The organism is Microbispora sp. H10836, assembly GCF_012999525.1.
Taxonomy (GTDB): Bacteria; Actinomycetota; Actinomycetes; order Streptosporangiales; family Streptosporangiaceae; genus Microbispora.
Genome location: NZ_JABBWU010000001.1, coordinates 250,274 through 275,450, shown reverse-complemented (window position 1 = coordinate 275,450; position 25,177 = coordinate 250,274). Strand labels below are relative to the sequence as shown.

The window sequence follows — 25,177 nt, the reverse complement described above, 5'->3', positions numbered from 1 at the left end:
CGGAAAGGCCCCTCGTCGTGGCAGCACCGCAGAACTACCTCGCGGTCATCAAGGTCGTCGGCATCGGCGGCGGCGGAGTCAACGCCGTCAACCGGATGATCGAGGAGGGACTCAAGGGCGTCGAGTTCATCGCCATAAACACTGACGCCCAGGCGCTGCTGATGAGTGACGCCGACGTGAAGCTCGACGTGGGGCGCGAGCTCACGCGGGGCCTCGGCGCGGGCGCCAACCCGGAGGTGGGCCGCAAGGCCGCCGAGGACCACCGGGAGGAGATCGAGGAGGTCATCAAGGGCGCCGACATGGTCTTCGTGACCGCGGGCGAGGGCGGCGGCACCGGGACCGGCGGCGCGCCGGTCGTGGCCAGCATCGCCCGCTCGCTCGGCGCGCTCACGATCGGCGTGGTCACCCGGCCCTTCAGCTTCGAGGGCAAGCGCCGGGCCATGCAGGCCGAGGCCGGCATCGAGACCCTCCGCGAGGAGGTCGACACGCTGATCGTCATTCCGAACGACCGGCTGCTGTCGATCTCCGACCGCCAGGTGAGCGTGCTCGACGCCTTCAAGGCCGCCGACCAGGTGCTGCTGTCCGGTGTGCAGGGCATCACCGACCTCATCACCACGCCCGGTCTGATCAACCTGGACTTCGCCGACGTGAAGTCGGTCATGTCCGGGGCGGGCTCGGCCCTCATGGGCATCGGCCACGCCAGGGGCGACGACCGGTCGGTCGCCGCCGCCGAGATGGCGGTCTCCAGCCCGCTGCTGGAGGCGAGCATCGACGGCGCCCACGGCGTGCTGCTGTCCATCGCGGGCGGCTCCGACCTGGGCCTGTTCGAGATCAACGAGGCGGCCCAGCTCGTCAGTAACGCCGCCGCGCCCGACGCGAACATCATCTTCGGCACGGTCATCGACGACGCGCTCGGGGACGAGGTGCGGGTCACGGTCATCGCAGCCGGGTTCGACGAGCCCGAAGCGGCCGCGCCGGTGGCCGCGCCGCTGTCGCGGCCCCAGCAGGCGTCCCGTCCCGCGCCGGCCGCGCCCGCGGCCCGTCCCGCGCCCGCCCCGGCCAAGCCGGAGCCCGCGCAGCCGCCCGTCCGGCCGGTGAGCGGCACGGTGGGCACGGTGGGCACGGCGCAGCCCGCTCCCGCGCAGGCGCAGCCCGCGAACTCCGCGCCGCCGGCGACCCAGTTGCCGGTGAACGCGCATTCGGCCGGCTCCGCGCCGCCGCCGGCCCAGCCCGTGAGCCAGCCGGTCCAGCAGGCGGCGTCCGCGCCGCAGGCCCAGCAGGCTCAGCAGGCCGACGCGGTCACGCCGTTCCCGCGCGACGCGCAGGCCGACGGCGGACGCGACCAGAGCGTCACCGGGCCGCTGTCGATCCCGCGCCCCGCGCCCGAGCCGCCGACCCCGATCACCTCCAGGACCGCGCAGCCGGGTCCCCGGCGCCCGGTGGTGTTCGAGGAGCAGGAGGAGGAGCTCGACGTGCCGGACTTCCTCAAGTGACGCTGGACGTTCGTACGGCCGGAGGCGCGGTCCGTGGGTGACCGGCGCGAGGAGCTGGCCGCGGCCCTGGCCGAGGTGGAGCGGCGTGTCGAGGACGCCTGCCGGGCCGCGGGCCGGTCGCGGTCGGAGATCACCCTTATCGCCGTGACGAAGACCTACCCGGCCTCCGACGTGCGGCTGCTCGCGGAGCTGGGCGTGTCGCACGTCGGCGAGAACCGCGACCAGGAGGCGGCGGCCAAGGCCGCCGAGTGCGCCGGCCTCGGCCTCACCTGGCACTTCATCGGCCAGCTGCAGTCCAACAAGGCCCGCTCGGTCGTCTCCTACGCCAACATGATCCACTCGGTGGACCGTCCGCGGCTGGTGGACGCGCTCAGTCGCGAGGCCGTACGCGCGGGGCGCGAGGTCGACTGCCTCGTCCAGGTAGGGCTGGGCGAGGGGGCGGGACGGGGCGGCGCCGCACCGGAGGAGGTGCCGGCGCTCGCCGGGCTCGTCGCGAAGGCCGAGGGGCTGCGCCTGCGGGGGGTCATGGCGGTCGCCCCGCTGGGGGAGGACCCGGCCGCCGCGTTCGCCCGGCTGCGCGCCGTCGCTGAGCGCGTCCGCGAGGAACATCCCGCCGCGGACGTGATATCGGCCGGAATGAGTGGAGACATCCCTCAGGCTGTGATGAACGGCGCGACACACCTGCGAGTCGGTACGGCGTTGCTCGGCCGCAGAAAGCTCTTCGTCAGGTAATGTCCCCCAAGCGGACCATGGTGTCCGCGCTCAGGTAGAGGTCGATCAGCGGTGAGCTCAAAGGGGGGTACGGCTACCGCCCTGGCCTTCCGAAGGGACCTTGAAGGCACCAGTAACGCGGAGGACGACGAGCGATGGCCGGCGCGATGCGCAAGATGGCGGTCTACCTCGGTCTCGTGGAGGACGACCGCTACGAAGACAGGTACGCGGCAGAGTACGGCACTGAGGAAGAGTACGGCGACGAGGAGTACGAGTCGCCGCGGCGCGGCTTCGCCGCCCCCTCGGGTACGCACTCCGGGCCCCTGGAGCGCGAGGACGACACCGAGACGGCCGTCCCCGCTCCGCGTCCCCCCACGACCGTGCTGGAGCGCCGTACGACCGATCTGGCGCGCATCACCACCCTGCATCCCCGCACGTACAACGAGGCGCGGACGATCGGCGAGCACTTCCGCGAGGGCACGCCGGTCATCATGAATCTGACAGAAATGGTCGACAGCGACGCCAAGCGCCTTGTCGATTTCGCGGCAGGTCTCGTCTTTGGCCTACACGGCAGCATCGAACGTGTTACCAACAAGGTGTTCCTGTTGTCCCCCGCCAACGTTGAGGTGACCGCCGAGGACAAGGCCAGAATCGCGGAACGCGGCTTCTTCAACCAGAGCTAGAGTTCCATACATGAACAGTGACCGGCTTAGCGGTGCCCGTGCGGCCCGAGGACGGCTGGACCGAGGGGAGGCGGGGCTCGACCGTGGGGATCATTAGCGAGATCTTGGTCATCGCCCTGACCCTCTTCCTGGTTCTGCTGATCGGCAGAATGATCATAGATACGGTGCAGGCGTTCGCCCGCGCCTGGCGGCCCACCGGGGTCGTCCTGGTGCTGGCGGAGGTCGTCTACACGGTGACCGACCCGCCTCTCAAGTTCCTCCGCCGTTTCATTCCGCCCCTCAGGTTGGGTACGGTGGCCTTTGACCTGAGCTTCACAGTGCTGTTCATTGTGGTTTTGGTCTTGATCCAAGTCGTGAACGCGCTTCGTTGATCGGGTACCGTCCGACCGGACAGACTCCAAGCGCGCCAAGGAGACCCAAATGCCGTTGACGCCCGCCGATGTGCGGAACAAGCAGTTCAGTACCACCCGGCTGAGGCCGGGGTACGACGAGGAGGAGGTCGACGCGTTCCTCGACGAGGTCGAGGCCGAGTTGGACCGTCTCATCCAGGAGAACGAGGAGCTCCGCGCGAAGCTGGCCGAGTGCCTCAGGGGCAAGGTCCCCGGGGGTATGGGCATGCCCGGCTCCATGCAGATGGCTCCCGCTCCGGTGGCCGAGCCGAAGCCCGAGATGATGGCCCCCCAGCCGGAGCCGATCAAGCCTCCGGAGCCGGCCCGTCCCGAGCCGGTGCCCGTCGGCATGGGCCTGCCGCCCGCCGAGGACAACATGGACACCGCGGCCCGCGTGCTCGCCCTCGCCCAGCAGACGGCCGACCAGGCGATCGCCGACGCCCGTCGCGAGGCGGACGAGACCGTGACCCGCGCCCGGCGCGAGGCCGACGACATCCTCGGCAAGGCCCGCCGTCAGGCCGAGCAGATCATCGGCGACGCCCGCGCCCGCGCCGAGACGCTCGAGCGCGACGCGCAGGAGCGGCACCGTCAGGCCATGGGCACCCTGGTGCAGACCCGCGACGAGCTGGAGCGCAAGGTCGAGGAGCTGCGCAGCTTCGAACGCGAGTACCGCAGCCGCCTCAAGCTCTACCTGGAGAACCAGCTCGCCGAGCTGAACGTCGCCGGTGAGGGCAGCGGAGGCTTCCCGATCGTGGGCGCCGCCCCGGCCATGGCCCACGCCGTCGCCCCCGGTCCCCAGCAGATGGGCGCCGCCCCCAACCCGTTCGGCCAGGAGCCCTCGCAGCACTCCGGCGCCTTCCCCGGTCCCGACGGCCCCCACAACGACCGCCGGTAAGCAGTGGCGGGTCCCCACAGGACCCGATAGCTCGGAGAACCCCCCGTGATCCTCATCAGTGCCGCACTGGTCCTCGCCGCAATCGTCCTGCTCATCGCGGGCGTCGTGCTGGGGACACCCCCTCTCGTGATGTGGTCGATCGTCGTCAGCGTGCTGTCGGCGGTCTGCCTGCTGATCGGGGCACTGCTGAGGCGCCACGAGCTGTTCCCGGCCGGCGGGCGTGCCGCCGAGGGAACGGCTCCCACCCCCCCGGGTTCGTCCGTGCCCCAGCTCGCGCACGTCGGTGCCGTGAGCGGGGCGTACGGCGGAGCCCTCGCCGGGGCACCGGCGCATCCGGTGGCGACGCCCATGGTGGCGGCACCGCCGGTCACGCATCACGGGGCACTGCCCCCCCAGACCTTCCCGTCCCCGCCGCCCCAGCGGACGGGACCGATCACGCGGCCTCCGGCCGCCTCGGGGCGCGGCCTCGCCCCCGACGCGATCGTCCTCGTGATCCCCGGGCGCAAGCGCTTCCACCTGGCCACCTGCCGCCAGCTCGCCGGGCGAGAGACCGAGGAGCTGACCCACGAGGAGGCCCGCGAGGAGGGCTTCACCCCCTGCACCACCTGCCTCCCCGAAGTCTCCGCCCGTGTGGCCGAGCCGGAGGAGGCCGCGCCGCGCGACGGTTCGATCCGCGACGACTCGATCCGCGACGGGAGCCTGCGCGCCGAAGCCGCTCCCACGACGACCACGCCTGCGGCCGGGACCACCGGCACGACCGGCCGGGAACCGACCCGTCTCACGCCCGCTGACCCGGAGCCGCCCTTCGCGCGGCTTCCTCAGCCCGGCGTCCCGGGATCGCGCCTGCCCGAGCCGCCCGTCCCGCCCGCGCGGTCCGAGGACGCGCCGTCCGGCGGCGAAACGCGTGAAGAGTCCCCTGAGACGCCGCGAAAGTCGTCCGGAGAGACGGCCGGCGAGGCGGACGCGCCCGGTGGTCCGAAGGCCGACACGGCCGCCGCGGCCGACGCCGGCGCCGAGAACGACGAGCACACACCGGTGGACTGGTTCGGCCGGGGCGGGGCGCAGCCGTCCGATGCCGATGCCGATGCTCCGGCGCCGGGGACCGCCGCCACGTCATGGTCCGCACCGGCCTGGTCTCCGCCGGCGGCGGGATCGGTGTCGGGCCCGGCGGACGACGAGACGGACGAGTCGATCACCGACACCGCGGAGCACGACTGGTTCAGCCCCGGTCGGGTCTCCCGGCCGTGGGACCCCGCACGATCCAAGACCGCCGAGGCGGCGAAGGACGCACCGTCGTCCGGGGACGGCGGCCCCGCCGGCGACACGGCCGCGGAGAAGACGCCCGATGAGGCTCCGGCCTCCCCGCAGGCGGCCCCCTCTTCCCGGGCGGACGACGAGCGGGCTCGTGACAACCAGACCTCCCACGACCAGACCTCCCAGAACCAGGGCGACCCCGGTGCGGACGCGAACGCGGCGTCCCTCCCGGCCGACGCCCCCACGCCCCCGCCTGCGGGGACCGGAGAGCCGGTGGAGCCGGCAGAGACCCGCGAATCCGGGCGCGCCGGATTCGCGGCCTCGGCCGGCTCCACCTCCGGCTCGGCACCCGTGACCGGGACGGGTGGCGAGGACCGCGCCGCCGGGGCTGCGGAGCCGTCCGAGGACGGGGACACGCAGGTGCGGGTCATGGTCGGCACACGCCGATACCACATCCCCGGCTGCCCGCTGATCGCCGGCACGGACGACACGGGCATCGAGATCATGACGCTGACCGAGGCCGGCGAGGCGGGCCTCACCCCCTGCTCGGTCTGCCGGAAGAGCTGACCGCGGGCGACCTCCGGGCTCCCGCCGGACCAGAAGACGTCCCGGTGGGTCAGTCCTCGCCGAACCGGATGCGTAGTTCCGCCATCTTCGACCGAAGCTCGCCTTCGGTGAACACGCCCTTGTCCATCAGCGCGTGGGCGACGGCCAGCGCGGAACGCGCGTGGAACGGAAAGCGGCGATAGACGGTCTCTCCGAGCCGGTCCTCGGTCCGGCGGCGTTCCAGGGTGTCCAGCGCGCCTCGCGAGGCCAGGCACTCGCAGGTCGCCTGCATCCGGGACTCCCATGGAGTAGGGACGCGCTCCAGCGACGGCAGGTCGGTGTCGCGGCGCTCCCCGATGGCTTCAAGCGTCTCCATGAGCACTGTGTAAGGTGTCTCACCGCTCACTTGCCACCCCCGGGGACGCCCGCCGTCGGAGAGACGAGTCCGGACCGCGGGGGTGCCTCGGCGGCCGTCCAACCCGGCTGCGGAAGAGCCACACCGATCATCGTGTCACGGGTGACGATGGCCGCGAGCTGCTCCTCGGTCCAGCCCTCGGTGCCTTCCGGGCGCATCGGCATGACCATGAACCGTGACTTCTGGTTGGAGTCGTGGACGCGTATCTCGACATCGGCGGGCAGGATCAGGCCGAACTCCGCGAGCACCTGGCGCGGCTGGCGCACCATGCGCCGACGGTAGTTCGGGGTCCGATACCAGTCGGGTGACATGCCGAGCATCGGCCTCGGATAGCAGGAGCACAGGGTGCACACGATCACGTTGTGCACCTGCGGGGTGTTCTCCAGCACGTAGAAGTAGGTGTAGTCGCTCGGCGTGCCCGTCCCGGTCGGATCGAGCCAGTCCACCCCCACCTCCTTGGAGGTCTCCGTCCCGTCGGCGAGCAGGCGTTCTTTGAAGGCCGGATCGAGCCAGGCCTTGGCCACCAGCCTCGACCCGTACATGGGGGTGCGGCTTTCGGCCCATTCGGAGAAACGGCGGTGGTCCTCCGCGGAGAAGACGCCCTTCTCGATCGCCAGTTCCCGTACGGCGAGCTCGAGGATCTCGAACTCGTTGATCTCCTCGGGCTCCTGGACAGGAGCGTGGGGATCATGACTGTGGGTGCTCATACGCTTCGTTCTCCTTCACCGGCCGGTTCCAGCCAGCGTTCCGAGAATTCCGATTCCAGGGTGTCGAGGTCCGGGCCGGCGTAGTCCGGCCAGAGCTCTGTCTGCCTGAAGCGCACGACGTAGAACGGCTCGTGCCGGCCGTCCTCGTCGCGGCCCCACGCCTCGTCCTCGGGGATGACCCACGCGGGCCGGTCCTCGACCACGGTGCCGATCCGTCCGCGCGTGTAACCCTGGCAGCGCGTGTGGAACAGCGACGTCTCGTCGCGGACGACGACGCGGTCTCCGACCTTGAACCGTCTCACGACAGCTCCTCCCTTCGCCGGGTCCGAATCTCGTCGACCTTCCTTCCGAGCTCGTCGGTCGTGACGATTCCCTTCTCGACGAGCACCCGGGCGGCGGTCGTGATCCACCGGGCGTAGTAGGGCAGCCCGTAGTACTGGGTGGCCCCGAGGTCGTTCTCCATGCGCCGCCGTATCTCGGCGTTCCACACGCCGCGCCAGGCGAGGCACTCGCAGGTGACGTAGGTGTCCATCTCCCACTGTCGTTCGGCCTCGTGCCGCGACTCGTACGGCACCTGTACGTCGGGTTGACCGCCGACATCGTGCAGCACATGGCGCAGAACGTCATACAGCTCAGTGCTGATGTGGTAGGGAGAGTCCAATGGTCGGCGGAAATCGGGCCGTAGCCTGTTCGTGTCCCGGAGCAAAGTGTCGTATTGCCCCATTCTCTCCTCTGTCATCGTATTCAACCCCGCGACCTCATACCCCCGCGTTTGATCGCAACCTGAACGTGTGGGCATTTTGCAGTAATGGGGGATAAAGAATCAGGTGATGGTGAAACGATCGCCCAGACCGAAAACGCGCCACACAAGTGCGGCGATGCCCCAGGACGCGACGAACAACGCGACGAAGACGTATCCAAGGATCTCGAAATGGTCGGCGAGCGATGCGTACGCCGTGATGGGCCCGCCCGCGCCGGTCGCGTCCACGACCAGCTTGGCGAGGTACACGGTCGCGACGAACGCCGCCACCACCACGGTCATGCCGGTCGTCGCGGCGTTGTAGTGGAGCCGTCGCGCCGGGCTGCGATAGGCCCACGAGTAGGCGCGCGACATGATCAGGCTGTCGGCCGTGTCACAGGCCGTCATGCCGGCGGCGAACAGCAGCGGCAGGGTGAGCACGGCCGTCATCGGCAGCCGCCCCTGCGACGCGGTGCCGGCCGACAGCGCCAGCAGCGTCACCTCGCTGGCCGTCTCCAGCCCGAGCCCGAACAGCAGGCCGATCGGGTACATGTGCCACGACGAGCGGATCAGCCCTCGAACGCGGTCGCCCAAAAGGCGGTTCATCAGGCGGCGGTTGAGAAGCTGCAGTTCCAGTTCCCTCCGGTCGATCCGGCCGCGGGCCATCCGCCGCCACAGTCCGATCAGGCCGGCGAGGACGAGGCCGTTGAGCACGGCGACGAGCAGCAGGAACGACATGGCGACGATCTGGGAGACGAGCCCTCCCACGTGCCGGAAGCTCTCGACATCGCGCCCGGCGGCGCCGGCGGCGAGGGCCACGATCAGGGCCAGGATCAGCACGACGGTGGAGTGACCGAGGGCGAAGAAGAAGCCCACCCCGACGGGACGCCGGCCGCGCTGCGTCATCAACCGCGTCGTGTCGTCGATCGCCGCGATGTGGTCGGCGTCGAAGGCGTGCCGGATATCCAGGCTGTAGGCCAGCGTTCCGGCGCCCGCGAACCCTCCGGCCCCGGCCAGGCCGTCGACGTAGTACAGATAAAGCGACCAGCCGGCGACATGGAGAAGCGCGACGAAGGCGACGATTCCGCCGACCCGCGTCCGCTCCCTCGCCGTCCAGCGTACGGGGGACGTGTGCGGGCAGACGCATCCTCAGAACTCACAGGGCGAAGCGGCCACGAGGGCATCGGCAGCGGACGCCCCGGCTCCTTCCCCGCATCGGCGCTCGGGCAACACCGGACCGCCGACGGAGTGATACTCGGATATCGCGTGCATGATCCCGCCGGCCGTGCCTTGACCGGAATCGGTGGCGCGGTTGACCCGAAGTGCCGGCGCCGGACCAATGCTGTATGGCACGTCGCCTCCCGCTTTCTTGGGAAATTACGACCATCTCCTCGATGGTCCGTCGCGCGCAGAGCGGTGTCAACGACCGGTGATTTCCGCCATTCGACCGGTCGATGAAAGCGGCCGGGTGAGAATCGGCATTTCCGGCGATTAATCACACAAAAAATGTCTGTCCTTGGCGCAGGCTCGCCATTTCAGCGGGCCCCGAGTTCGTCACCCGGGGCTCCGCTGCGGCCTCCTCCTCCTCCTTGGCGCCGCTCATCGGGCGGCGCGGAGGAGGTCGACCGCCCGTTCCGCGACCATCACGGTCGGCGCGTGGGTGTTGCCGTGCGGGATGCGGGGGAAGACGGACGCGTCGGCGACGCGGAGGCCGGACACGCCGTGCACCCGCAGTTCGGGGTCGACCACGCCGCTGGTCTCGGTGCCGATGCGGGCGGTGCACGCCGGGTGGTAGGTGTGCTCCACCGTCCGCCGGACGTCCTCCTCAAGCTGGTCCCGCTTCAGGATGTGCGCCCCGGGGTGCAGCTCCCTGCCGAGGAACCCCCGTAGTGGCCCGGCCGCCGCGACCTCGCGGGCCCGCTCGACGGCCGTGACCATCGCGTCCACGTCCTCCGGTTCCGCGAGGTAGTTGAACGTGATCGCCACCTTCTCCTGCGGGTCGGCGCCGCGCAGTCGCACACGGCCGGTGCTGGACGCACCGACCATGGAGCAGCCGATGCTGAACGCCGGGCGCGCGTAGGAGGTGAAGCCGTGGTTGTAGAAGTAGGCCGGCGCGGCGATGAACTGCATGTACGGCGCGTCGTCGCCTGAGCGGGTGTGGAAGAACGCCCCCGCCTCGCCGATGTTGGACGTGAGCAGGCCGCGGCGGCGCAGCAGGTAGTCGAGCAGTTGCACCGGTGACTGGGCCCCGGCGAGCGTCCCCTTGGCCGTCGTCTCGAAGACGATCATGGCCATCGGGTGGTCCATCAGGTGGGCGCCGACGTTGGGGTTGTCCACCACCACCGGGATCCCGTGCTCGGCCAGATGGTCGGCCGGTCCGATGCCCGACAGCATCAGGATCTGGGGGGTGTTGAACGCGCCGGCCGACAGCACGACCTCACGCTCGGCCTGGTAGGACTCGCGTCTGCCCGCGCGGACGACCTCGACACCGGTCGCGCGCCCGCCCTCGATGCGCAGTTTGAGGACGTGCGTGTCGGTGAGCACCGTCAGGTTCGGGCGCTTGCGCGCGGGACGCAGGTAACCGTCCGCGGTGGTCCAGCGCTGCCCGCGGCGCTGAGTCAGCTGATACAGCCCGGCGCCCACCTGCTCGGCGCCGTTGAAGTCGTTGTTGCGCGGTATGCCGGTGTCGACCATGGCCGCCACGAGGCGTTCGCTCAGTTCGTTCGGCGAACGAGGATCTTCGACGTACAGCGGCCCATCGGCGCCGTGGTATTCGCCGGGGCCGCGCGAGTTGCGCTCGGCCCGCTTGAACAGCGGAAGAACCTCGTCGTAGGACCAGCCGGTCGCACCGTTCGCGGCCCAGTGGTCGTAGTCGGAACGGTGACCGCGGATGTAGATCATCGCGTTCTGGCCGCTGCAGCCGCCCAGCATCTTCCCGCGCGGGTGGTAGAGGCTGCGCCCGCCCAGATGCGGCTCCGGCTCCGTGTAGAACTCCCAGTCGTGCCTGGTCCTGAACTGCTTGGCGAAGGCGGCGGGGATTCGGACGTTCGGATGACGGCCGGAGCCGCCGGCCTCGATGAGGAGGACCCTGACCGCGGGGTCCTGCGTCAGGCGCCCGGCCACCACGGCCCCCGCCGACCCGGCCCCGATCACGACGTAGTCGTAGCTGCCCACCGTCTCCTCATCTCGTCGATCCGCTGTGAAGGCGTCGCACCGTGCTGTGGGAACTGTGGTTCCGGCTCCTGGATGCGGCTCTCGCGATCACGCGGCCGCGTTGGGCGGAGACGTCGTGCCGAGTCGAGTCAGCGTTGACTCGATTCATGACAATAAGTTCCGACAGGAGACAGCACAAGGCTGTATGACGAGAGGGTGATCTCGGTGTGAGTTTCCCGATATTTCCGGCGTCGCGTCACCGGGGCCGTGGACCGGCCCCGGTGACATCGGGCGACAGCCTGACTCAGGCCTTGCGGAGGCGGAAGGACAGGCCGAGGTCGGCGTCCTCGTGGACCGGCAGGTCCTCGTCCGGGGCGCCTTCCACGATCCGGGAGGCGAGCACCTCGTCGGCCACGGCGCCGGCGGCTCCGCGCAGCGCCTCGGCCAGCTCGCCGTCGGCCGACCACCACAGGTCGATGCGGTCGGTGATGGACAGCCCGGTGGACTTGCGGGCCTCCTGGACGAGCCGGACCACGTCGCGGACCAGGCCTGCCCGGCGCAGTTCGTCGGTGATCGCCAGGTCCAGGGCCACGGTTTCGCCGGTGCCGGTGTCCACCGCGCCGGTCTCCACGGCCCAGCCCGACTTGGGCTGCTCGGTCACGATCACGTCGTCCGCGCCCAGCTCCACCGTGCCCAGCTCCCCGGCCTCGACCGTCGCGGTCCCGCCCGAGCGCAGGGCCCGGGCCAGCGCCGCCGGGTCGGCCGCCGACACGGCGGCGGCGACGAGCTTGGTCTGCGAGCCGAACCGCTTGCCGAGGCTGCGGAAGTTGGGCTTGACCGTGAACGTCACCAGGTCGGCGGAGAACCCGGACAGGTCCTCCAGCCGCTGGACGTTCAGCTCGTCGGCGATCAGCTCGCGCAGCTCGGCGGGGAGCGCGGCCCAGCCGGGGGCGCCGACCAGCGCCCGGCCGAGCGGCTGGCGGGTCTTGACCGACGAGGACGCGCGGGCCGAACGGCCCAGCTCGACCAGCCGGCGCACCAGCGCCATCCGCTCCGACAGCTCGGGGTCGAGCAGCGCGGAGTTCACCTCGGGCCAGGCGGCCAGGTGCACCGACGCCGGGGCGTCCGGGTCGCGCAGCACGTCCCACAGGTAGTCGGTGAGGAACGGCACCAGCGGGGCCATGAGCCGGGTGACGGTCTCCAGGCACTCGTACAGCGTCGCGAAGGCGGACGCCTCACCGGACCAGAAGCGGCGGCGCGAGCGGCGGACGTACCAGTTGGACAGGTCGTCCAGGAACTCGGTGAGCCGGCGACCGGCCCGGGCGGTGTCGAACTCCTCCATGGACGCGGTGACCTCGGCCACCGTACGGTGCAGCTCCGCCAGCGCCCACCGGTCGATCAGCGGCCGCTCGGCGTACGCCGGGGCCTCGGCCATCCGGGCCGGGGACCACGACTCGGCGTTGGCGTAGAGCGCGAAGAACGACGCGGTGTTCCAGTAGGTCAGCAGGACCTTGCGGACGATCTCCTCCAGCGCGGCGTGGCCGATCCTGCGCGGGGCCCAGGGAGAGCCGGAGGTGGCCATGTACCAGCGCAGGGCGTCGGCGCCGTGCTGGTCCATCAGCGGCATCGGCCGCAGCACGTTGCCAAGGTGCTTGCTCATCTTGCGGCCGTCCTCGGCGAGGATCAGGCCGAGGCAGAGCACGTTCTCGTACGACGACCGGTCGAACACCAGCGTGCCGACGGTCATCATCGAGTAGAACCAGCCGCGGGTCTGGTCGATCGCCTCGCAGATGAACTGGCCGGGGAAGGAGCTCTCGAAGATCTCCTTGTTGACCAGCGGCGCGCCCCACTGCGCGAACGGCATGGCGCCCGAGTCGTACCAGACGTCGATCACGTCGGGCACGCGCCGCGCCTCCGCCTGACACGCCGGGCAGGGGAAGGTCACGTCGTCGACGTACGGGCGGTGCGGGTCGAGCCCGGTCAGGTCGCGGCCCGCCAGCTCGCCCAGCTCCTCCAGCGAGCCGACGCAGGTGACGTGCTCCTCGTCCCGGGAGCAGACCCACAGCGGCAGCGGCGTGCCCCAGTAGCGGGACCGCGACAGCGCCCAGTCGACGTTGTTACGGAGCCACTCGCCGTACCGGCCGTGCTTGATGGTCTCGGGGAACCAGTTGGTGCGCTCGTTCTCCGCGAGGAGCCGATCCTTGATCTCCGTGGTCCTGATGTACCAGGACGGCAGCGCGTAGTAGAGCAGCGGGGTGTGGCAGCGCCAGCAGTGCGGGTAGCTGTGCTCGAAGTGCTCGCCGCGGAACAGCAGGCCGCGCTCGCGGAGGTTGTCGGTGAGCGGCTCGTCGGCGTCCTTGAAGAACAGGCCGCCCACGAACGGCACGTCCGGCAGGAACCGCCCGTCCGGGCCGATCGGGTTGACCACGGGCAGGCCGTACCGCTTGCAGACCGTCATGTCGTCGGCGCCGAAGGCGGGGGCCTGGTGGACCAGGCCGGTGCCGTCCTCGACCGTGACGTACGTGCCGAGCACGACGTAGTGGGCATCCTCGATGTCCACCAGGTCGAAGGGGCGCCGGTAGGCGGTGTGCTCCAGCTCGGAGCCCTTGTAGGTGGCCAGCACCTCGGCGTCCTCGCCGAGGACCCGCCGCAGCAGCGGCTCGGCCACCACGAGCACCTCGTCGCCGCGCCGGGCCGCGACGTACGTCACGTCGGGGTGCACGGCGACCGCGGTGTTGGACACCAGGGTCCAGGGCGTGGTGGTCCAGATCAGCAGCGAGGCGCCCAGCTCGGCCGGCGGGCCGGACACGACGGGCATCCGCACGTACACCGACGGGCTGGAGACGGTCTCGTAGCCGCCGGGCTGGCCGAGCTCGTGGTCGGACAGGCCGGTGCCGCAACGGGGGCAGTACGGCGTGATGCGGTGGTCGCGGAACAGCAGGCCCTTGTCCCAGACGACCTTGAGCGACCACCAGACGGCCTCGACGTACTGGGGGTCCATGGTGCGGTAGGCCTGGGACATGTCGACCCAGTAGCCCATCCGCTCGGTCATCTCCTCGAACGCGTCCACGTGCCGCAGCACCGACTCACGGCAGCGCGCGTTGAACTCGGCGATGCCGTACGACTCGATCTCGGGCTTGCCGGACAGGCCGAGTTCCTTCTCGACGGCGACCTCGACGGGCAGGCCGTGGCAGTCCCAGCCGGCCTTGCGGGGGACGTGGTAGCCGCGCATCGACTTGTAGCGGGGGAAGACGTCCTTGAAGACGCGGGCCTCGACGTGGTGCACGCCGGGCATGCCGTTGGCGGTGGGCGGGCCCTCGTAGAACACCCAGGACGGGCCGCCGGCGTTCTGCTCCAGCGAGCGCTCGAATACCTTCCCGTCCCGCCAGCGTTCGAGGACCTCGTGCTCGAGGGCCGGCAGGTCGACCTGCGCGGGAAGTGAGCGGAAGTGATGGGAAGACATCGTCGGGCGGAACCTCCACGCGGTGGCTGTGACAGCGCTGCTGACATGGCGTGAAGGGACGAAGCCGCCAGACGGCTCCGCGGTACCACCCTTCTTGACGCCCGGCCGGTGGCGGGCGCCCTCTCGTTTCTCTCCGCTGCCGGTTCTACTCGGCCGGGACGGCCTTTCCTCCGGCGGCTCCGGGGTGATCTTCCCTCCACGGCCCGCCCCGGGCTCACACCGTCCCCGGGTCGCTGAGCGGGCGGATGTGGAGGTACTCGTCCCCATCAACGCCTTGCAGACTAAGACGATAACGCAACCCGGCCGCGAGGGCTTCCCGATATACGGGCGACGATCCGGGTGAGACCCGGCTCGTCGTGGGAATACGGGGGAGGACGCCCTGCGGGGTGCGCACGGGTGACGTACGACTCCTCTCCGGCGGCACCAGTCGCGACAAAGAGATCGAAATTGGGGGCGACGAGGAGGAGCTGGCCGAATACGTCATCCGGGTACGGATGGGGTAAAAGCCTCGGCGAGTCCGTTGCCGATCCGTTATCGGCGACTTATTCTGCCCGGACCGGCCCGATGTGCGCCCTGCCCCGAGGGGCATGGGCTCGAAGGGTTCCTGGGCGAAGGGGAGGCCCGCAATGACGACGCGCACGGCGAGAACCGCCATCGGTGAGGACGTCTGGTCCGAGGAGGAGCTCGCCGAGGTCCGCGAGCGGCTGCGGCACGAGATCGAGGAGTTGCGCGCCGACATCGCCAGGGCGGAGGAGCAGCTCGCGTCCGGTGACGTGAGCCAGGGCGCGGGGGATGATCCGGCCGATGCCGGGGCCAAGACGTATGAGCGTGAGCGTGAGATCGCCCTTACCCTGAATGCGCGCGACCTGCTCGCGCAGAACGAGCGGGCGATCGCCCGCGTCGAGGCAGGGACTTACGGAGAGTGCGAATCGTGCCACAAGCCGATCGGCAAGGAGCGCCTGAGGGCATTCCCGAGAGCGACGCTGTGCGTAGCGTGCAAGCAGCGGGAGGAGCGCCGCTGAGCGGCGCCGACCCGGCGAGGGCCAACCGGGCGCGGAGGATCGCCCTTCTCGCCGTCCTGGCCGCGGTCGTCTACGTGCTCGACCAGGTCAGCAAGTTCCTGGTCGTGGAGTTCCTGGAGCACGAGGAGCCGCTCACCGTCGTTCCCGGCGCGCTCGTGCTGACCGTGATCCGCAACGCCGGCGCCGCCTTCAGCATCGGCACCGGCATGACGATCGTGTTCACGGTGATCGCGCTGGCCGTCGTCGTCGCGATCGTGCGCACGGCGCGGCAGTTGCGCAGCCTGCCCTGGGCGATCACGCTCGGCCTGCTGCTGGGCGGCGCGGTCGGCAACCTGACCGACCGCGTCTTCCGGTCGCCGGCGCCGTTCCAGGGGCACGTCGTCGACTTCATCCAGGTGTTCCCCGTCACGCGGTTCCCGGTGTTCAACGTCGCCGACTCGGCCATCGTGTGCGGCGGCGTGCTCGCCGTGTTCCTCGCCTGGCGCGGCTACCAGATCGACGGCACCCGCCAGACGGACGAGCAGGCCGAGAAGCACGCGGACGAGCAGGCCGAGAAGCGCGCGGACGAGCAGGCCGGCGAGCGGGCGGGGGAGCGGGCCGATGGGTGACCAGCGCAGCCTGCCCGTCCCCGACGGCCTGGAGGGCGAGCGTCTCGACGCCGCCCTGGCCCGGCTGTTCGGCTTCTCCCGCACCCGCGCGGCCGAACTGATCGCCTCGGGGGACGTGCTGGTCGACGGCGCCGTCCCGGCGAAGTCCGACCGCGTCCACGCCGGGGCCTGGCTGGACGTCACGATCCCGCCGCCCCCCGCGGCGCCGATGCCCGTGGCCGAGCCCGTCCCGGGCATGACGATCCTGCACGAGGACGACGACATCGTCGTCGTGAGCAAGCCGATCGGCGTCGCGGCGCACCCGACCGTCGGCTGGACCGGCCCCACCGTGATCGGCGGCCTGCTCGGCGCCGGCCACCGGGTGTCCACGAGCGGCGCGGCCGAGCGCCAGGGCATCGTCCACCGGCTCGACGCCAACACCACCGGCGTGATGGTCGTCGCCAAGAGCGAGCGGGCCTACTCGCACCTCAAGCGGGCGTTCAAGGAACGCACCGTCGACAAGCGCTACCACGCGCTCGTCCAGGGGCACATGGACCCGCTGCGCGGCACCGTGGACGCTCCGATCGACCGGCATCCGTCGGGCGACGGGCGCTTCGCGGTGGTGGCCGGGGGCAAGGACTCGGTCACGCACTACGACACGATCGAGGCGTTCCGGGCGGCGTCGCTGCTCGACATCAAGCTGGAGACCGGCAGGACCCACCAGATCCGGGTCCACATGGCCGCGCTCCGGCATCCGTGCGTGGGCGACCTGATGTACGGCGCCGACCCCACCCTCGCCGCCCGTCTCGGCGTGAGCCGGCAGTGGCTGCACGCGGTCTCACTGTCGTTCGAGCACCCGGCGACGGGGGAGTGGATGACCTTCACCAGCGACTACCCCGGCGACCTGGCCCGCGCGCTGGAGATCCTCGCGGACGAGGGCTGACGGGGGCCCGTCACGCGTCCCAGTCGTTCTCCGGCTGGGTGTAGCCGTCGGGGATGTCACCGGTGTGCTCGTCCGTGGCGGCCTTGTGGCCCTCGCCTTTTCCCGGGCCTCCACTCTTGCCCTGGGTCGGCGCGACGGATCCGCCGCCCTTCCCGGACTTGGGTGCGGAGGGCTGCCCCTTGCTCGACCCGTTGCCGGATCCGTTGCCGGGGTGGTTCGCCTGGCCGGAGCCCTTGGGCTTGGACGCGTCCCCGTCGGGCTTCCCCTTGGGCTTCTCCTTGGGCTTCGCGCCGCCGGGATCGCCGGCCGGGTTTCCGCCGGGCCCGTTCCCCGGCCGGCCGCGGTCGTCCGGACGGCTCCCGGAGTTCGCCACGGGCTGGGTGGCCGTCTTCCTCTCCGCCTCGCGGCTCTCCGTCCGCCTGCCGCTCTTGGCGGCCTCGGGGGTCTTGGTCGCGAAGACCGTCACCGTGGGCGTGCTCACCACGGTGGTCCCCCGGGGGTCGGCCGGAGGCCGGGCGGTCGCGAACGCGACGGTGCCCGCCGCCAGGCCGACGAGCGCGACGAGGACCCCTGAGCCCGCCGCCAGCGCCCAGGGGCTGCGGCGTCCCTCCATCGGCACGTGGGCGGGGACCGGGGTCGGCGCCGGGGTGATCCCGGGCAGAGGCGCGGGAGTGGGCGCGGGAGCCGGCGCGGTGCCCTCGAACCCGGGCATCAGCCGGGCGATCCTGGGCGGCTGCCGCGGGCGCGGCACGACCGGGCCGGTCACCTGGCCGGTGGCCACGGCGTGCAGGTGCTGCGCGGCGTAGTCCGCGCTCATCCTGAGGTCCGGGTCCTTGACCAGCAGGCCCTCGATGACCGGCGCCAGCGGGCCGGCGTTGTGCGTAGGGCCGGCCTCCTCGTACATGACCGCGGCCAGCGTCGCCAGCGCGTGGCCCCGGTTGAACGGCGAGCGCCCCTCGACGGCCATGAACAGCGTCACCCCGAGCGACCACAGGTCCGACGCCCGCTGCGCCTGCCGGCCCGCCGCCCGCTCCGGGGCGATGAACGCCGGGGTGCCGATCAGCATGCCGGTGCGGGTGACCGGCGAGTCGTCCTCCATCGCGGCGATGCCGAAGTCCGTCAGCACGACCCGGCCGTCGTCGGCGAGCAGCACGTTGTCGGGCTTGACGTCCCGGTGCAGCACCCCGTTCGCGTGGGCGACGCGCAGCGCGGCCAGCACCTGCGAGCCGATCTCCGCGACCCGCCGGGGCGGCAGGGGGCCCTCGTCGCGGATTACCGACCCGAGCGTCCGGGACGGGATCAGTTCCAGGACGATCCAGGGGTAGCCGTTCTCCTCGAAGGCGTCGTACACTGCCGCCACGCTCGGATGGCTCAACCGCCCGGCGGCCCTGGCCTCGCGGAAGGTCCTGATGGTGAAGACCTCCCGCTCCGGGCCGGTGAGCTCGGCTGACGCGAGTAGCTCCTTGACGGCGACCTCCCGTTCGAGCACCTGGTCGACGGCTCGCCACACGGTGCCCATGCCGCCCCGCCCCAGCGGCTCGATCAGGCGATAGCGTCCTGCCACGACACGTTCGGAGGTCTGCGCTTCAGCCATGCTTGTCGCGCTACCCCACTTGGGCGAACGCATGCGACATCGTTGCTCTTCAGGGGCGAAATCGCCCTTGACCTGCGGATCTTAACCGAATCGTTATTTCGGGCGAAAGGTGCGCTCGAAGACACGGAAATAGGACAAACCGGAAGTCCATCGGGAGTCGGAGACCTGCCAGTAGAGGGCGACGCAGCGGCCGTCGTCGAGCCTGAAGGCGCGGTCGAGCACTCGTACCCTGCCGGCGTCGGTCTGGTGCGTGAACTCCCAGTCCGCGGCGGGCACACCGAGGTATTCCGCGGACGTGATGCCGATGCGCTCGTAGCCGCGCAGGTACCCCTTCTTGGTCGAGGCCGCCTCCACCGTGCGCACCGCGGCCATCGGGTCGGTGGTCTCCCACGGGGTCAGGTCCACCTGCAGGTAGTCACGCCCGCTCGGGTGGTGGAAGCGCACCCGGGTGGCCTCCCTGCCGTACGGGACCCAGCCGGAGGGCAGGGCGATCGAGAAGCCGAGCGGGTCGCGGTGGACCTTCCATCCGGCGGGCAGCGCGGCCGCCGTCGGCGTGGGGCGCTCCGAGGACGGCTCATCCGACGGCTCCTCCGACGGCTCCTCGGTCGGTGTCTCCGAGGGCTCCGGAGTGGGCTCGGCGTCGCCCGAGGTGGCATCCGAGCCCGTGGTGGGGCCGTAGCCCGTCGGCGTGAGGTCTTCGGCGGCGGTCCCGCCTCCGTTCAGCGTGCTGTAGCCGTACCAGCCGCCCGCGGCGAGGGCCACGAGCAGCAGTGGTAACAGGACGAACAGGGTCACTCTGGCGGCGGAGCCGCGCCTCGCGGGGCGCGCACCCGGTGCGGTGTGCGTGCCGGGGTGGCCTCCCGGCGGGAACGTCTGGCCGCCGTACGGATGGGCGCCGTACGGCGGCGGGGGGCCGGCCGGGCTCTGGCTCCAGGCGCCGGGCTGCCCCGGTTGCCCCGGCATGGACGGCGAACTGTTCCAGGGGCCGCCGTAGGGCTGCTGGGGACCGGAGGGGGTCTGCGGCCACGGGCCCGCGGACGGCTGCCCGGTCGGCGCGCCGTTCCAGGGGCCGGGCTCGGGCCCCGGTCCGGGGGGAAGGGGCTCCTGCCCGGCCGACAGGGCCGCGTTGAGCAGGGCGGCTGCCTCGGCCGCGCCGATGCGCCGGGCCGGGTCCTTGCGCAGCAGGCCCTCGAGCGCCGGCGTCAGTGCGCCCGCTCGCAGGGGCGGGGCCGGTTCGTCGTGCAGGATGGCCGCCATCGTGGCCACGGGGGAGTTGCGGTCGAACGGAGTCCTGCCCTCGACCGCCGCGTACAGCGTGGCGCCGAGGGACCACAGGTCGGACTCGGGGGTCGCGGGGTGGCCGTTCAGCCGCTCCGGCGGCATGAACGCGGGGGTGCCGGTGATGCCGCCGGTCATGGTCAGCCCGGCCTCCTCCGGCATCGTCGCGATGCCGAAGTCGGTGAGCACCACCCGGGTCTCCCCGTTGAGCAGCACGTTCTCCGGCTTGACGTCCCGGTGGAGCACTCCCGCGGCGTGCGCGGTGCACAGCGCGTCGAGCACCTGCAGGCCGATCGCGGCGACCCGGGCGGGCGGGAGCGTGTCCTGGTCGCGCAGCACCTGGCCGAGTGACCGCGACTGCACCAGCTGCATCACGATCCAGGGACGGCCGTCCTCCTCGATCACGTCGTGGACGACGACGACGTTCGGGTGGTCGATGCGGCCGGCCGCCCGAGCCTCCCGGATGGTGCGCCGGTTGAAGGTCTCCCTGTCCTCTTCCGAGGTGGGGTGGTAGAGCACCTCTTTCACGGCCACCGTACGGTCGAGCAGGTCGTCGTGGGCACGCCAGACGACGCCCATGCCCCCGCGGCCGATCGGTTCGAGCAGGTGGTACCTGCCCGCCACCCGACGCTCCTCGTCCACCCTGTCCTCCTCCAAATCTCCTGAATGGTCCCACAGGCCGGCGCGCGGCAGTCCGCCCCGAACCTCGCGAGACCGGAAGAAGCGCGCGGTGAACGACGGGCGAACCCGATGCCCACTTGTTATCGGACGTTATATAAGGAGGATTCGGTCGGGCGGCGGCGCGACGACATGCGAAAACGCGGCTTCTCACACTTTCCGTCGCGGTGCGGTTATATTTCGCGCGTCTTGTCCGGTTTATTCCGTTCTAATACTGTCCGCAGTGACTTTGTCGTTTCCCGGATGGGTGCTCCTCCCGAGACAACCCCCCGTCCCCCCGCCTGGAGGCGAGATGCGGTTACGCACGACGTTGTGCGGAAGATCCCCCTACGGCATCGCGTTCGGCGCCGCGGTCCTGATGTCGGCCGCGCTCACGCTGACACCGGCGTCCCCCGCGCAGGCCGGCCCGGCCGGCAAGGCGCCCGCGCGGTGCGACACCGACCCGAACGCCCACCTGGCCGGAGTGCCCGCTCCGGAGCAGTTCTTCGGCTTCCCCCTGGGCAAGGGACAGCCCCGGGTGCTCACGACCGAAGAGATCAAGAAGTACGTGGACGCCGTGGCAGGCGCCTCGGACCGCGTGGTCACGGGCACGGTGGCGCACAGCGTCACCGGCCAGGACCTGCCGTACGCCATCGTGTCCGACTCCCACAACATGGTGCCGGGGCAGCTCAAGAAGATCGCGGACCAGATCCGCTCGCTGCGCGACCCGAGGTCGCTGAAGGCGGACAAGGCGGCGCGCATCGCCGCCGACTCGCCCGCCATCGTCTGGATCGCCGGCAACGTCCACGGCGGCGAGAAGAGCGGCGCCGACGCCGCCCTCAAGACGCTGTACGAGCTGGCCGGCGGCCTGTCCTGCGACGTCGCCAAGCGCAACGACAACCTGGTCACGGTCATCATGCCGACCCAGAACCCGGACGGCCGCGACGCGAACCGCAGGCAGAACGAGTACGGCTTCGACCTCAACCGGGACTGGTTCGCCCGCACCCAGCCGGAGACCGACGGCAAGATCGAGATGCTCCGCCGGTTCCCGCCGCAGGTCTTCGTCGACGCGCACGAGATGGGCGGGCGGCAGTACTTCTTCCCGCCCAACGCCGACCCGATCCACCACGAGATCGCCGACCAGCCGGTGGACTGGATCAACCGCATCGGCGCGGCGAACGCCGCGGGCTTCGGCTACAACGGCGCCTGCGGCGGCGCGGTCACCACCGAGTGCTACTTCAACTACGCGACCTACGACCTGTTCTACATGGGCTACGGCGACACGGTCCCGGCCGCCGGCTTCGGCGCCGCCGGGATGACGTTCGAGAAGGGCAGCTCGTCGGCGGTCGAGGACCGGGTGCAGCAGCAGTTCAACACCCAGTGGGCGACGACCGGCTGGGCCGCCGACAACCGGCGCGAGATCCTGGACGGCTACTACTCGATCTGGCGGACCGCGCTCGCCGAGGGGGCCGCCGGCGCCCTGGAGCCGAACGAGGTCGTCCAGCCGTCCAACACAGTCCGGTTCCCGGTGCCCGACATCACGATCCGGTCCTACTTCCTGCTGCCCGACCGGCAGCTCGGCGACGTGCGCCGGCTGGTCGAGCGGCTGCGCCGCATGGACGTCGAGGTCTACCGGGTGAGCAAGCCCGTGAAGGTGCCCTCCGCGCGGGTCTTCGGCGGCCGGACGGCCGGCGACGTGACGGTCCCCGAAGGGGCCTACTGGATCCCGATGGACCAGCCGCAGAAGCACTGGATCCAGGCGGTCATGGGAGAGGACCCGTACGTCCCGTTCCCCTACTTCTACGACGTCTCCTCCTGGAGCAACCCCCTGCTCGCGGGCGTGAACGCCATCTCCACCGGCGACGAGCTGTCGCCGAAGGCCGCCCTCGTCAAGGACGCCGACGGCGGCGTCGCCTCCGCCGCGCCCAGGGGCGGGTCCTACTCCTACCCGATGGACTCGGCCGCCGCCTCCGAGCTGACCTTCCGGCTGCTCGGCGCGGGCGTGCCGCTCACGCGTGACGCCGGCAGCGGGGTCGTCAGCCTGCCCGCCACGGCGATGAACCGCGGCGAGCTGGACAAGCTCGCCCGCTCGCTGGGCGTGACGGTCGAGGGCGGCGCCGCCCCGGCCGCCGGCGCCGCGCTGCGCACGCCCGACGTCGGCCTGTTCGCCGGCACCGGCGTCTCCACCACCTCCGGGTCGTACGGCGAGGCCCGCTACGTGCTCGGCGACCGCTGGGGCCTCGGGCTCACGCCGGTGACCGCGGCCGACGTCAACGGCAACACCCCGGCCTTCACCGAGCGGACCGTGCTGCTCGTCCCGGACGGCAGCAGCTCCAACGGCGGGCTGACCGCGCAGGGCCTGGCCAACCTCAGGCAGTGGGTGGCCGCGGGCGGCACGTACGTCGGGCTGCGCAACGAGGGCACCCGGGTCGCCCGGGCCGCCGGCCTCACCTCCACGACCGAGAAGGCCAAGCCCACCGGCTACCAGGTCATCGGCTCGCACTTCCGGGTCGACGTGACCCCCGGCACCCCGGTGTCCCTCGGCCGCCCGGCGGAGGACTTCCAGTTCAACAACGGCGACCCCATCCTCAGCCCCAGCCAGACCGGGGTGAACGTGCTCACCTACCCCTCCGACGACACGTTCTGGTCCAACGGCTACACCGTGGGCGCCGAGGCACTCAAGGGCACCGTCTCCCTGGTCGACGAGCCGACCGGCGCCGGACGCGCCGTGCTGTTCGCCTACAACCCGCTGTTCCGGGCGTACAACGAGAACGGCATGCACCTGCTCGCCAACGCGCTGCTGTACCCGGCGGGCGCGTCGCAGCCATCGCCGCAGGCGAAGCAGCGGATCGCCCCGGTCCCGGATCCGCTGCGCGTCGCCGCGGCGGCGACGGAGGAGCCGCCGAACCTCGGCGGGGAGTGGCGGCCGATCGTCGTCCAGGTGGCCGACGCCGACCTCGCGCGGACCCGCGCGGTGGTCGAGCGCTACACGGACACGGCGCTGACCGCGTCCGCGGACGGCTCGTCCTACGTCACCATCCCGAACCCCGGCGGCCTGTCCGCCGACGAGCACCCGTTCGTCCGCGACCTGGTCCGCGACCTCGGCGCGGCGGGCATCCCGCTCCGCTCCGTCGTCGCCTGATCCCACGCAGGAAACCGGGCCGAGCGGCCGCCCCCCGGCCGCTCGGCCCCATGAAAGGACTCCCATGACATCGTCCCGTTCGCGCCGGGCGACGCGGATCGGCGGCGCCGCGCTCGCGGCCGCGCTGCTCACCGCGACCCAGGCGACCACGGCTCTCGCGGCTCCCGGGAACCCCGGGGAGCCGCGCTACTCCGCGGGCGCTCCCTCGCTCGGCGACCCGTACTTCCCCGACCAGGGCAACGGCGGCTACGACGTGCGGCACTACGACGTCACGTTCTCCTACGACCCCGCCACCAAGGTCATGGACGCCACGACGGTGATCACCGCGGTCGCCACCCAGGACCTCGACCAGTTCGACCTGGACTTCCGCGGCCCGGAGATCACGTCGCTGAAGGTGGGCAAGCACCCGGCCGGCTATCGGCGGGACGGGCAGGAGCTCGTCGTCACCCCACGGCCGAAGCTCAAGACCGGGGAGACCTTCACGGTCACGGTGTCGTACGCCGGGACGCCGCCGGTCATCACCGACCCCGACGGCTCGATCGAGGGCTGGGTGCCGACCGACGACGGCGTCTTCGTGCCGGGCGAGCCGCAGGGCGCGCCGGCGTGGCTGCCCTCCAACGACAGCCCCGCCGACAAGGCGACGTTCACCTTCCGTGCGACCGTCCCCGAGGGCGTCACGGTGGTCGGCAACGGCCGTCTGGTGTCCAAGACGACCGCGAACGGCGAGACGACGTTCGTGTGGGACTCGGCCGAGCCGATGGCGACCTACCTCGCCACGGTGACCCTGGGGAACTTCGTCGTCAACGAGACGACCACGCCGAGCGGGATCCCGGTCTACACGGCCGTGGACCCGCGCCTGGTGACCCAGTCGGCCGCGGCCGTCGCGCGGATCCCCGACATCCTGGAGTACTTCTCCTCGATCTTCGGGCCGTACCCGTTCAACCAGGCGGGCGCCATCATCGACCGCGCGCCGAACGTCGGCTACGCCCTGGAGAGCCAGACCAAGCCGATCTTCTCCAGCGCGCCCAGCGTCGGCACGATGGCGCACGAGCTCGCGCACCAGTGGTACGGCGACAGCGTGAGCGTCGGAAAGTGGTCCGACATCTGGCTGAACGAGGGCTTCGCGACGTACGCGACCTGGCTGTGGACCGAGCACACCGGGGGCGCCACCGCCCAGCAGACGTTCAACGGCGCGAGCAACTACGGCCGGGCGGCGACCTCGTCGTTCTGGCAGATCGTCACGGCCGACCCCGGCCCCGAGGACATGTTCGGCAACGTGCCGTACAACCGCGGCGCGATGACGCTGCACGCGCTGCGCGGCAAGATCGGCGACACGGCCTTCTTCACGCTGATCAAGGACTGGGCGGCGCAGCACCGGTACGGCAACACGAGCACCGCCGACTTCGTCACGGCGGCGGAGAAGGTCTCGGGCATGGACCTGAAGGCGTTCTTCGACGTGTGGCTGTTCCAGAAGGGAAAGCCCGCCTCCTGGTGACGCGTTTCCGG

General features: G+C 71.2%; 20 protein-coding genes. 11 read left to right on the top strand and 9 right to left on the bottom strand.

Going from position 1 to position 25,177, the window contains the following annotated elements; genetic code table 11:
- Nucleotides 1–17: 17 nt before the first annotated feature.
- The 6 genes from ftsZ to HHX30_RS01220 all read left to right on the top strand — a co-directional run bounded on the left by ftsZ (nt 18) and on the right by HHX30_RS01220 (nt 5,992).
- Nucleotides 18–1,493: a cell division protein FtsZ gene (ftsZ, locus tag HHX30_RS01245; RefSeq protein ID WP_169978469.1), complete on the top strand. Its 1,476-nt coding sequence runs from the start codon at nt 18–20 to the stop codon at nt 1,491–1,493.
- Between the two features lie 33 nt (nt 1,494–1,526).
- Entirely contained in the window at nt 1,527–2,225 is a 699-nt protein-coding gene (locus tag HHX30_RS01240; RefSeq protein ID WP_169978467.1) for a YggS family pyridoxal phosphate-dependent enzyme, read from the top strand.
- Between the two features lie 134 nt (nt 2,226–2,359).
- A complete protein-coding gene (locus HHX30_RS01235; protein WP_169978465.1) occupies nt 2,360–2,887 on the top strand; it encodes a cell division protein SepF in 528 nt (175 codons plus the stop codon).
- A gap of 83 nt (nt 2,888–2,970) precedes the next feature.
- Nucleotides 2,971–3,258, top strand: a complete 288-nt coding sequence (locus HHX30_RS01230; protein ID WP_030509057.1) for a YggT family protein — start codon at nt 2,971–2,973, stop codon at nt 3,256–3,258.
- Nucleotides 3,259–3,307: 49 nt separating this feature from the next.
- A complete protein-coding gene (locus tag HHX30_RS01225) occupies nt 3,308–4,171 on the top strand; it encodes a DivIVA domain-containing protein (RefSeq protein ID WP_142568625.1) in 864 nt (287 codons plus the stop codon).
- Between the two features lie 45 nt (nt 4,172–4,216).
- A complete protein-coding gene (locus HHX30_RS01220) occupies nt 4,217–5,992 on the top strand; it encodes a hypothetical protein (protein ID WP_169978463.1) in 1,776 nt (591 codons plus the stop codon).
- A 49-nt stretch (nt 5,993–6,041) separates the two neighbouring features.
- Here the strand turns inward: HHX30_RS01220 and HHX30_RS01215 are convergent, their stop codons facing one another.
- The 7 genes from HHX30_RS01215 to ileS form a co-directional block, all read right to left on the bottom strand.
- Nucleotides 6,042–6,347: an SH3-like domain-containing protein gene (locus HHX30_RS01215; protein ID WP_169978461.1), complete on the bottom strand. Its 306-nt coding sequence runs from the start codon at nt 6,345–6,347 to the stop codon at nt 6,042–6,044.
- Between the two features lie 26 nt (nt 6,348–6,373).
- Nucleotides 6,374–7,093, bottom strand: coding sequence for a thiocyanate hydrolase subunit gamma (gene scnC / locus HHX30_RS01210; RefSeq protein ID WP_169978460.1), 720 nt, complete (start codon nt 7,091–7,093; stop codon nt 6,374–6,376).
- Nucleotides 7,090–7,395: an SH3-like domain-containing protein gene (locus HHX30_RS43630; protein ID WP_396703030.1), complete on the bottom strand. Its 306-nt coding sequence runs from the start codon at nt 7,393–7,395 to the stop codon at nt 7,090–7,092. Before HHX30_RS43630 ends, scnC begins: the two co-directional genes overlap by 4 nt.
- Nucleotides 7,392–7,703, bottom strand: a complete 312-nt coding sequence (locus HHX30_RS43625; RefSeq protein WP_396703028.1) for a hypothetical protein — start codon at nt 7,701–7,703, stop codon at nt 7,392–7,394. The genes HHX30_RS43630 and HHX30_RS43625 overlap by 4 nt, the downstream gene beginning before the upstream one ends.
- A gap of 213 nt (nt 7,704–7,916) precedes the next feature.
- Nucleotides 7,917–8,813, bottom strand: a complete 897-nt coding sequence (locus HHX30_RS01195) for a HoxN/HupN/NixA family nickel/cobalt transporter (RefSeq protein WP_283246672.1) — start codon at nt 8,811–8,813, stop codon at nt 7,917–7,919.
- A 618-nt stretch (nt 8,814–9,431) separates the two neighbouring features.
- Complete coding sequence (locus HHX30_RS43105; protein WP_169978455.1) at nt 9,432–11,006, bottom strand: GMC family oxidoreductase N-terminal domain-containing protein; 1,575 nt, start codon at nt 11,004–11,006, stop codon at nt 9,432–9,434.
- A gap of 283 nt (nt 11,007–11,289) precedes the next feature.
- Nucleotides 11,290–14,448, bottom strand: coding sequence for an isoleucine--tRNA ligase (ileS, locus tag HHX30_RS01185; RefSeq protein WP_169978453.1), 3,159 nt, complete (start codon nt 14,446–14,448; stop codon nt 11,290–11,292).
- A 626-nt stretch (nt 14,449–15,074) separates the two neighbouring features.
- On the opposite strand from ileS, the gene HHX30_RS01180 reads away from it, so the two are divergent.
- The 3 genes from HHX30_RS01180 to HHX30_RS01170 are packed head-to-tail and all read left to right on the top strand — an operon-like array spanning nt 15,075 to nt 17,000.
- Nucleotides 15,075–15,470: a TraR/DksA C4-type zinc finger protein gene (locus tag HHX30_RS01180; protein WP_169978451.1), complete on the top strand. Its 396-nt coding sequence runs from the start codon at nt 15,075–15,077 to the stop codon at nt 15,468–15,470.
- Complete coding sequence (lspA, locus tag HHX30_RS01175) at nt 15,443–16,078, top strand: signal peptidase II (protein ID WP_169978450.1); 636 nt, start codon at nt 15,443–15,445, stop codon at nt 16,076–16,078. The genes HHX30_RS01180 and lspA overlap by 28 nt, the downstream gene beginning before the upstream one ends.
- Nucleotides 16,071–17,000, top strand: coding sequence for an RluA family pseudouridine synthase (locus tag HHX30_RS01170; RefSeq protein ID WP_169978448.1), 930 nt, complete (start codon nt 16,071–16,073; stop codon nt 16,998–17,000). The genes lspA and HHX30_RS01170 overlap by 8 nt, the downstream gene beginning before the upstream one ends.
- A 10-nt stretch (nt 17,001–17,010) precedes the next feature.
- Here HHX30_RS01170 and HHX30_RS01165 read toward each other — a convergent pair whose 3' ends face one another.
- Entirely contained in the window at nt 17,011–18,594 is a 1,584-nt protein-coding gene (locus HHX30_RS01165) for a serine/threonine-protein kinase (protein WP_169978447.1), read from the bottom strand.
- Between the two features lie 93 nt (nt 18,595–18,687).
- Nucleotides 18,688–20,514 carry a serine/threonine-protein kinase gene (locus HHX30_RS01160; RefSeq protein WP_169978445.1) on the bottom strand — a complete coding sequence of 609 codons (1,827 nt, stop codon included), beginning with the start codon at nt 20,512–20,514 and terminating at the stop codon, nt 18,688–18,690.
- Nucleotides 20,515–20,842: 328 nt separating this feature from the next.
- Here HHX30_RS01160 and HHX30_RS01155 point away from each other — a divergent pair, with 328 nt between their 5' ends.
- Entirely contained in the window at nt 20,843–23,671 is a 2,829-nt protein-coding gene (locus tag HHX30_RS01155) for a M14 family zinc carboxypeptidase (RefSeq protein ID WP_169978444.1), read from the top strand.
- 64 nt (nt 23,672–23,735) lie between these two features.
- Nucleotides 23,736–25,166, top strand: coding sequence for a M1 family metallopeptidase (locus tag HHX30_RS01150; protein ID WP_169978442.1), 1,431 nt, complete (start codon nt 23,736–23,738; stop codon nt 25,164–25,166).
- The last annotated feature ends 11 nt before the right edge of the window (nt 25,167–25,177 follow it).

Excerpts from the sequence above, each read along its gene's own strand:
- ileS (WP_169978453.1), bottom strand. The coding sequence starts at position 14,448 with ATGTCTTCCCATCACTTCCGCTCACTTCCCGCGCAGGTCGACCTGCCG.
- HHX30_RS01225 (WP_142568625.1), top strand. The coding sequence starts at position 3,308 with ATGCCGTTGACGCCCGCCGATGTGCGGAACAAGCAGTTCAGTACCACC.
- HHX30_RS01170 (WP_169978448.1), top strand. The coding sequence starts at position 16,071 with ATGGGTGACCAGCGCAGCCTGCCCGTCCCCGACGGCCTGGAGGGCGAG.
- HHX30_RS01165 (WP_169978447.1), bottom strand. The coding sequence starts at position 18,594 with ATGGCTGAAGCGCAGACCTCCGAACGTGTCGTGGCAGGACGCTATCGC.
- HHX30_RS01155 (WP_169978444.1), top strand. The coding sequence starts at position 20,843 with ATGCGGTTACGCACGACGTTGTGCGGAAGATCCCCCTACGGCATCGCG.
- HHX30_RS01235 (WP_169978465.1), top strand. The coding sequence starts at position 2,360 with ATGGCCGGCGCGATGCGCAAGATGGCGGTCTACCTCGGTCTCGTGGAG.
- HHX30_RS01180 (WP_169978451.1), top strand. The coding sequence starts at position 15,075 with ATGACGACGCGCACGGCGAGAACCGCCATCGGTGAGGACGTCTGGTCC.
- HHX30_RS01150 (WP_169978442.1), top strand. The coding sequence starts at position 23,736 with ATGACATCGTCCCGTTCGCGCCGGGCGACGCGGATCGGCGGCGCCGCG.
- scnC (WP_169978460.1), bottom strand. The coding sequence starts at position 7,093 with ATGAGCACCCACAGTCATGATCCCCACGCTCCTGTCCAGGAGCCCGAG.
- HHX30_RS01215 (WP_169978461.1), bottom strand. The coding sequence starts at position 6,347 with ATGGAGACGCTTGAAGCCATCGGGGAGCGCCGCGACACCGACCTGCCG.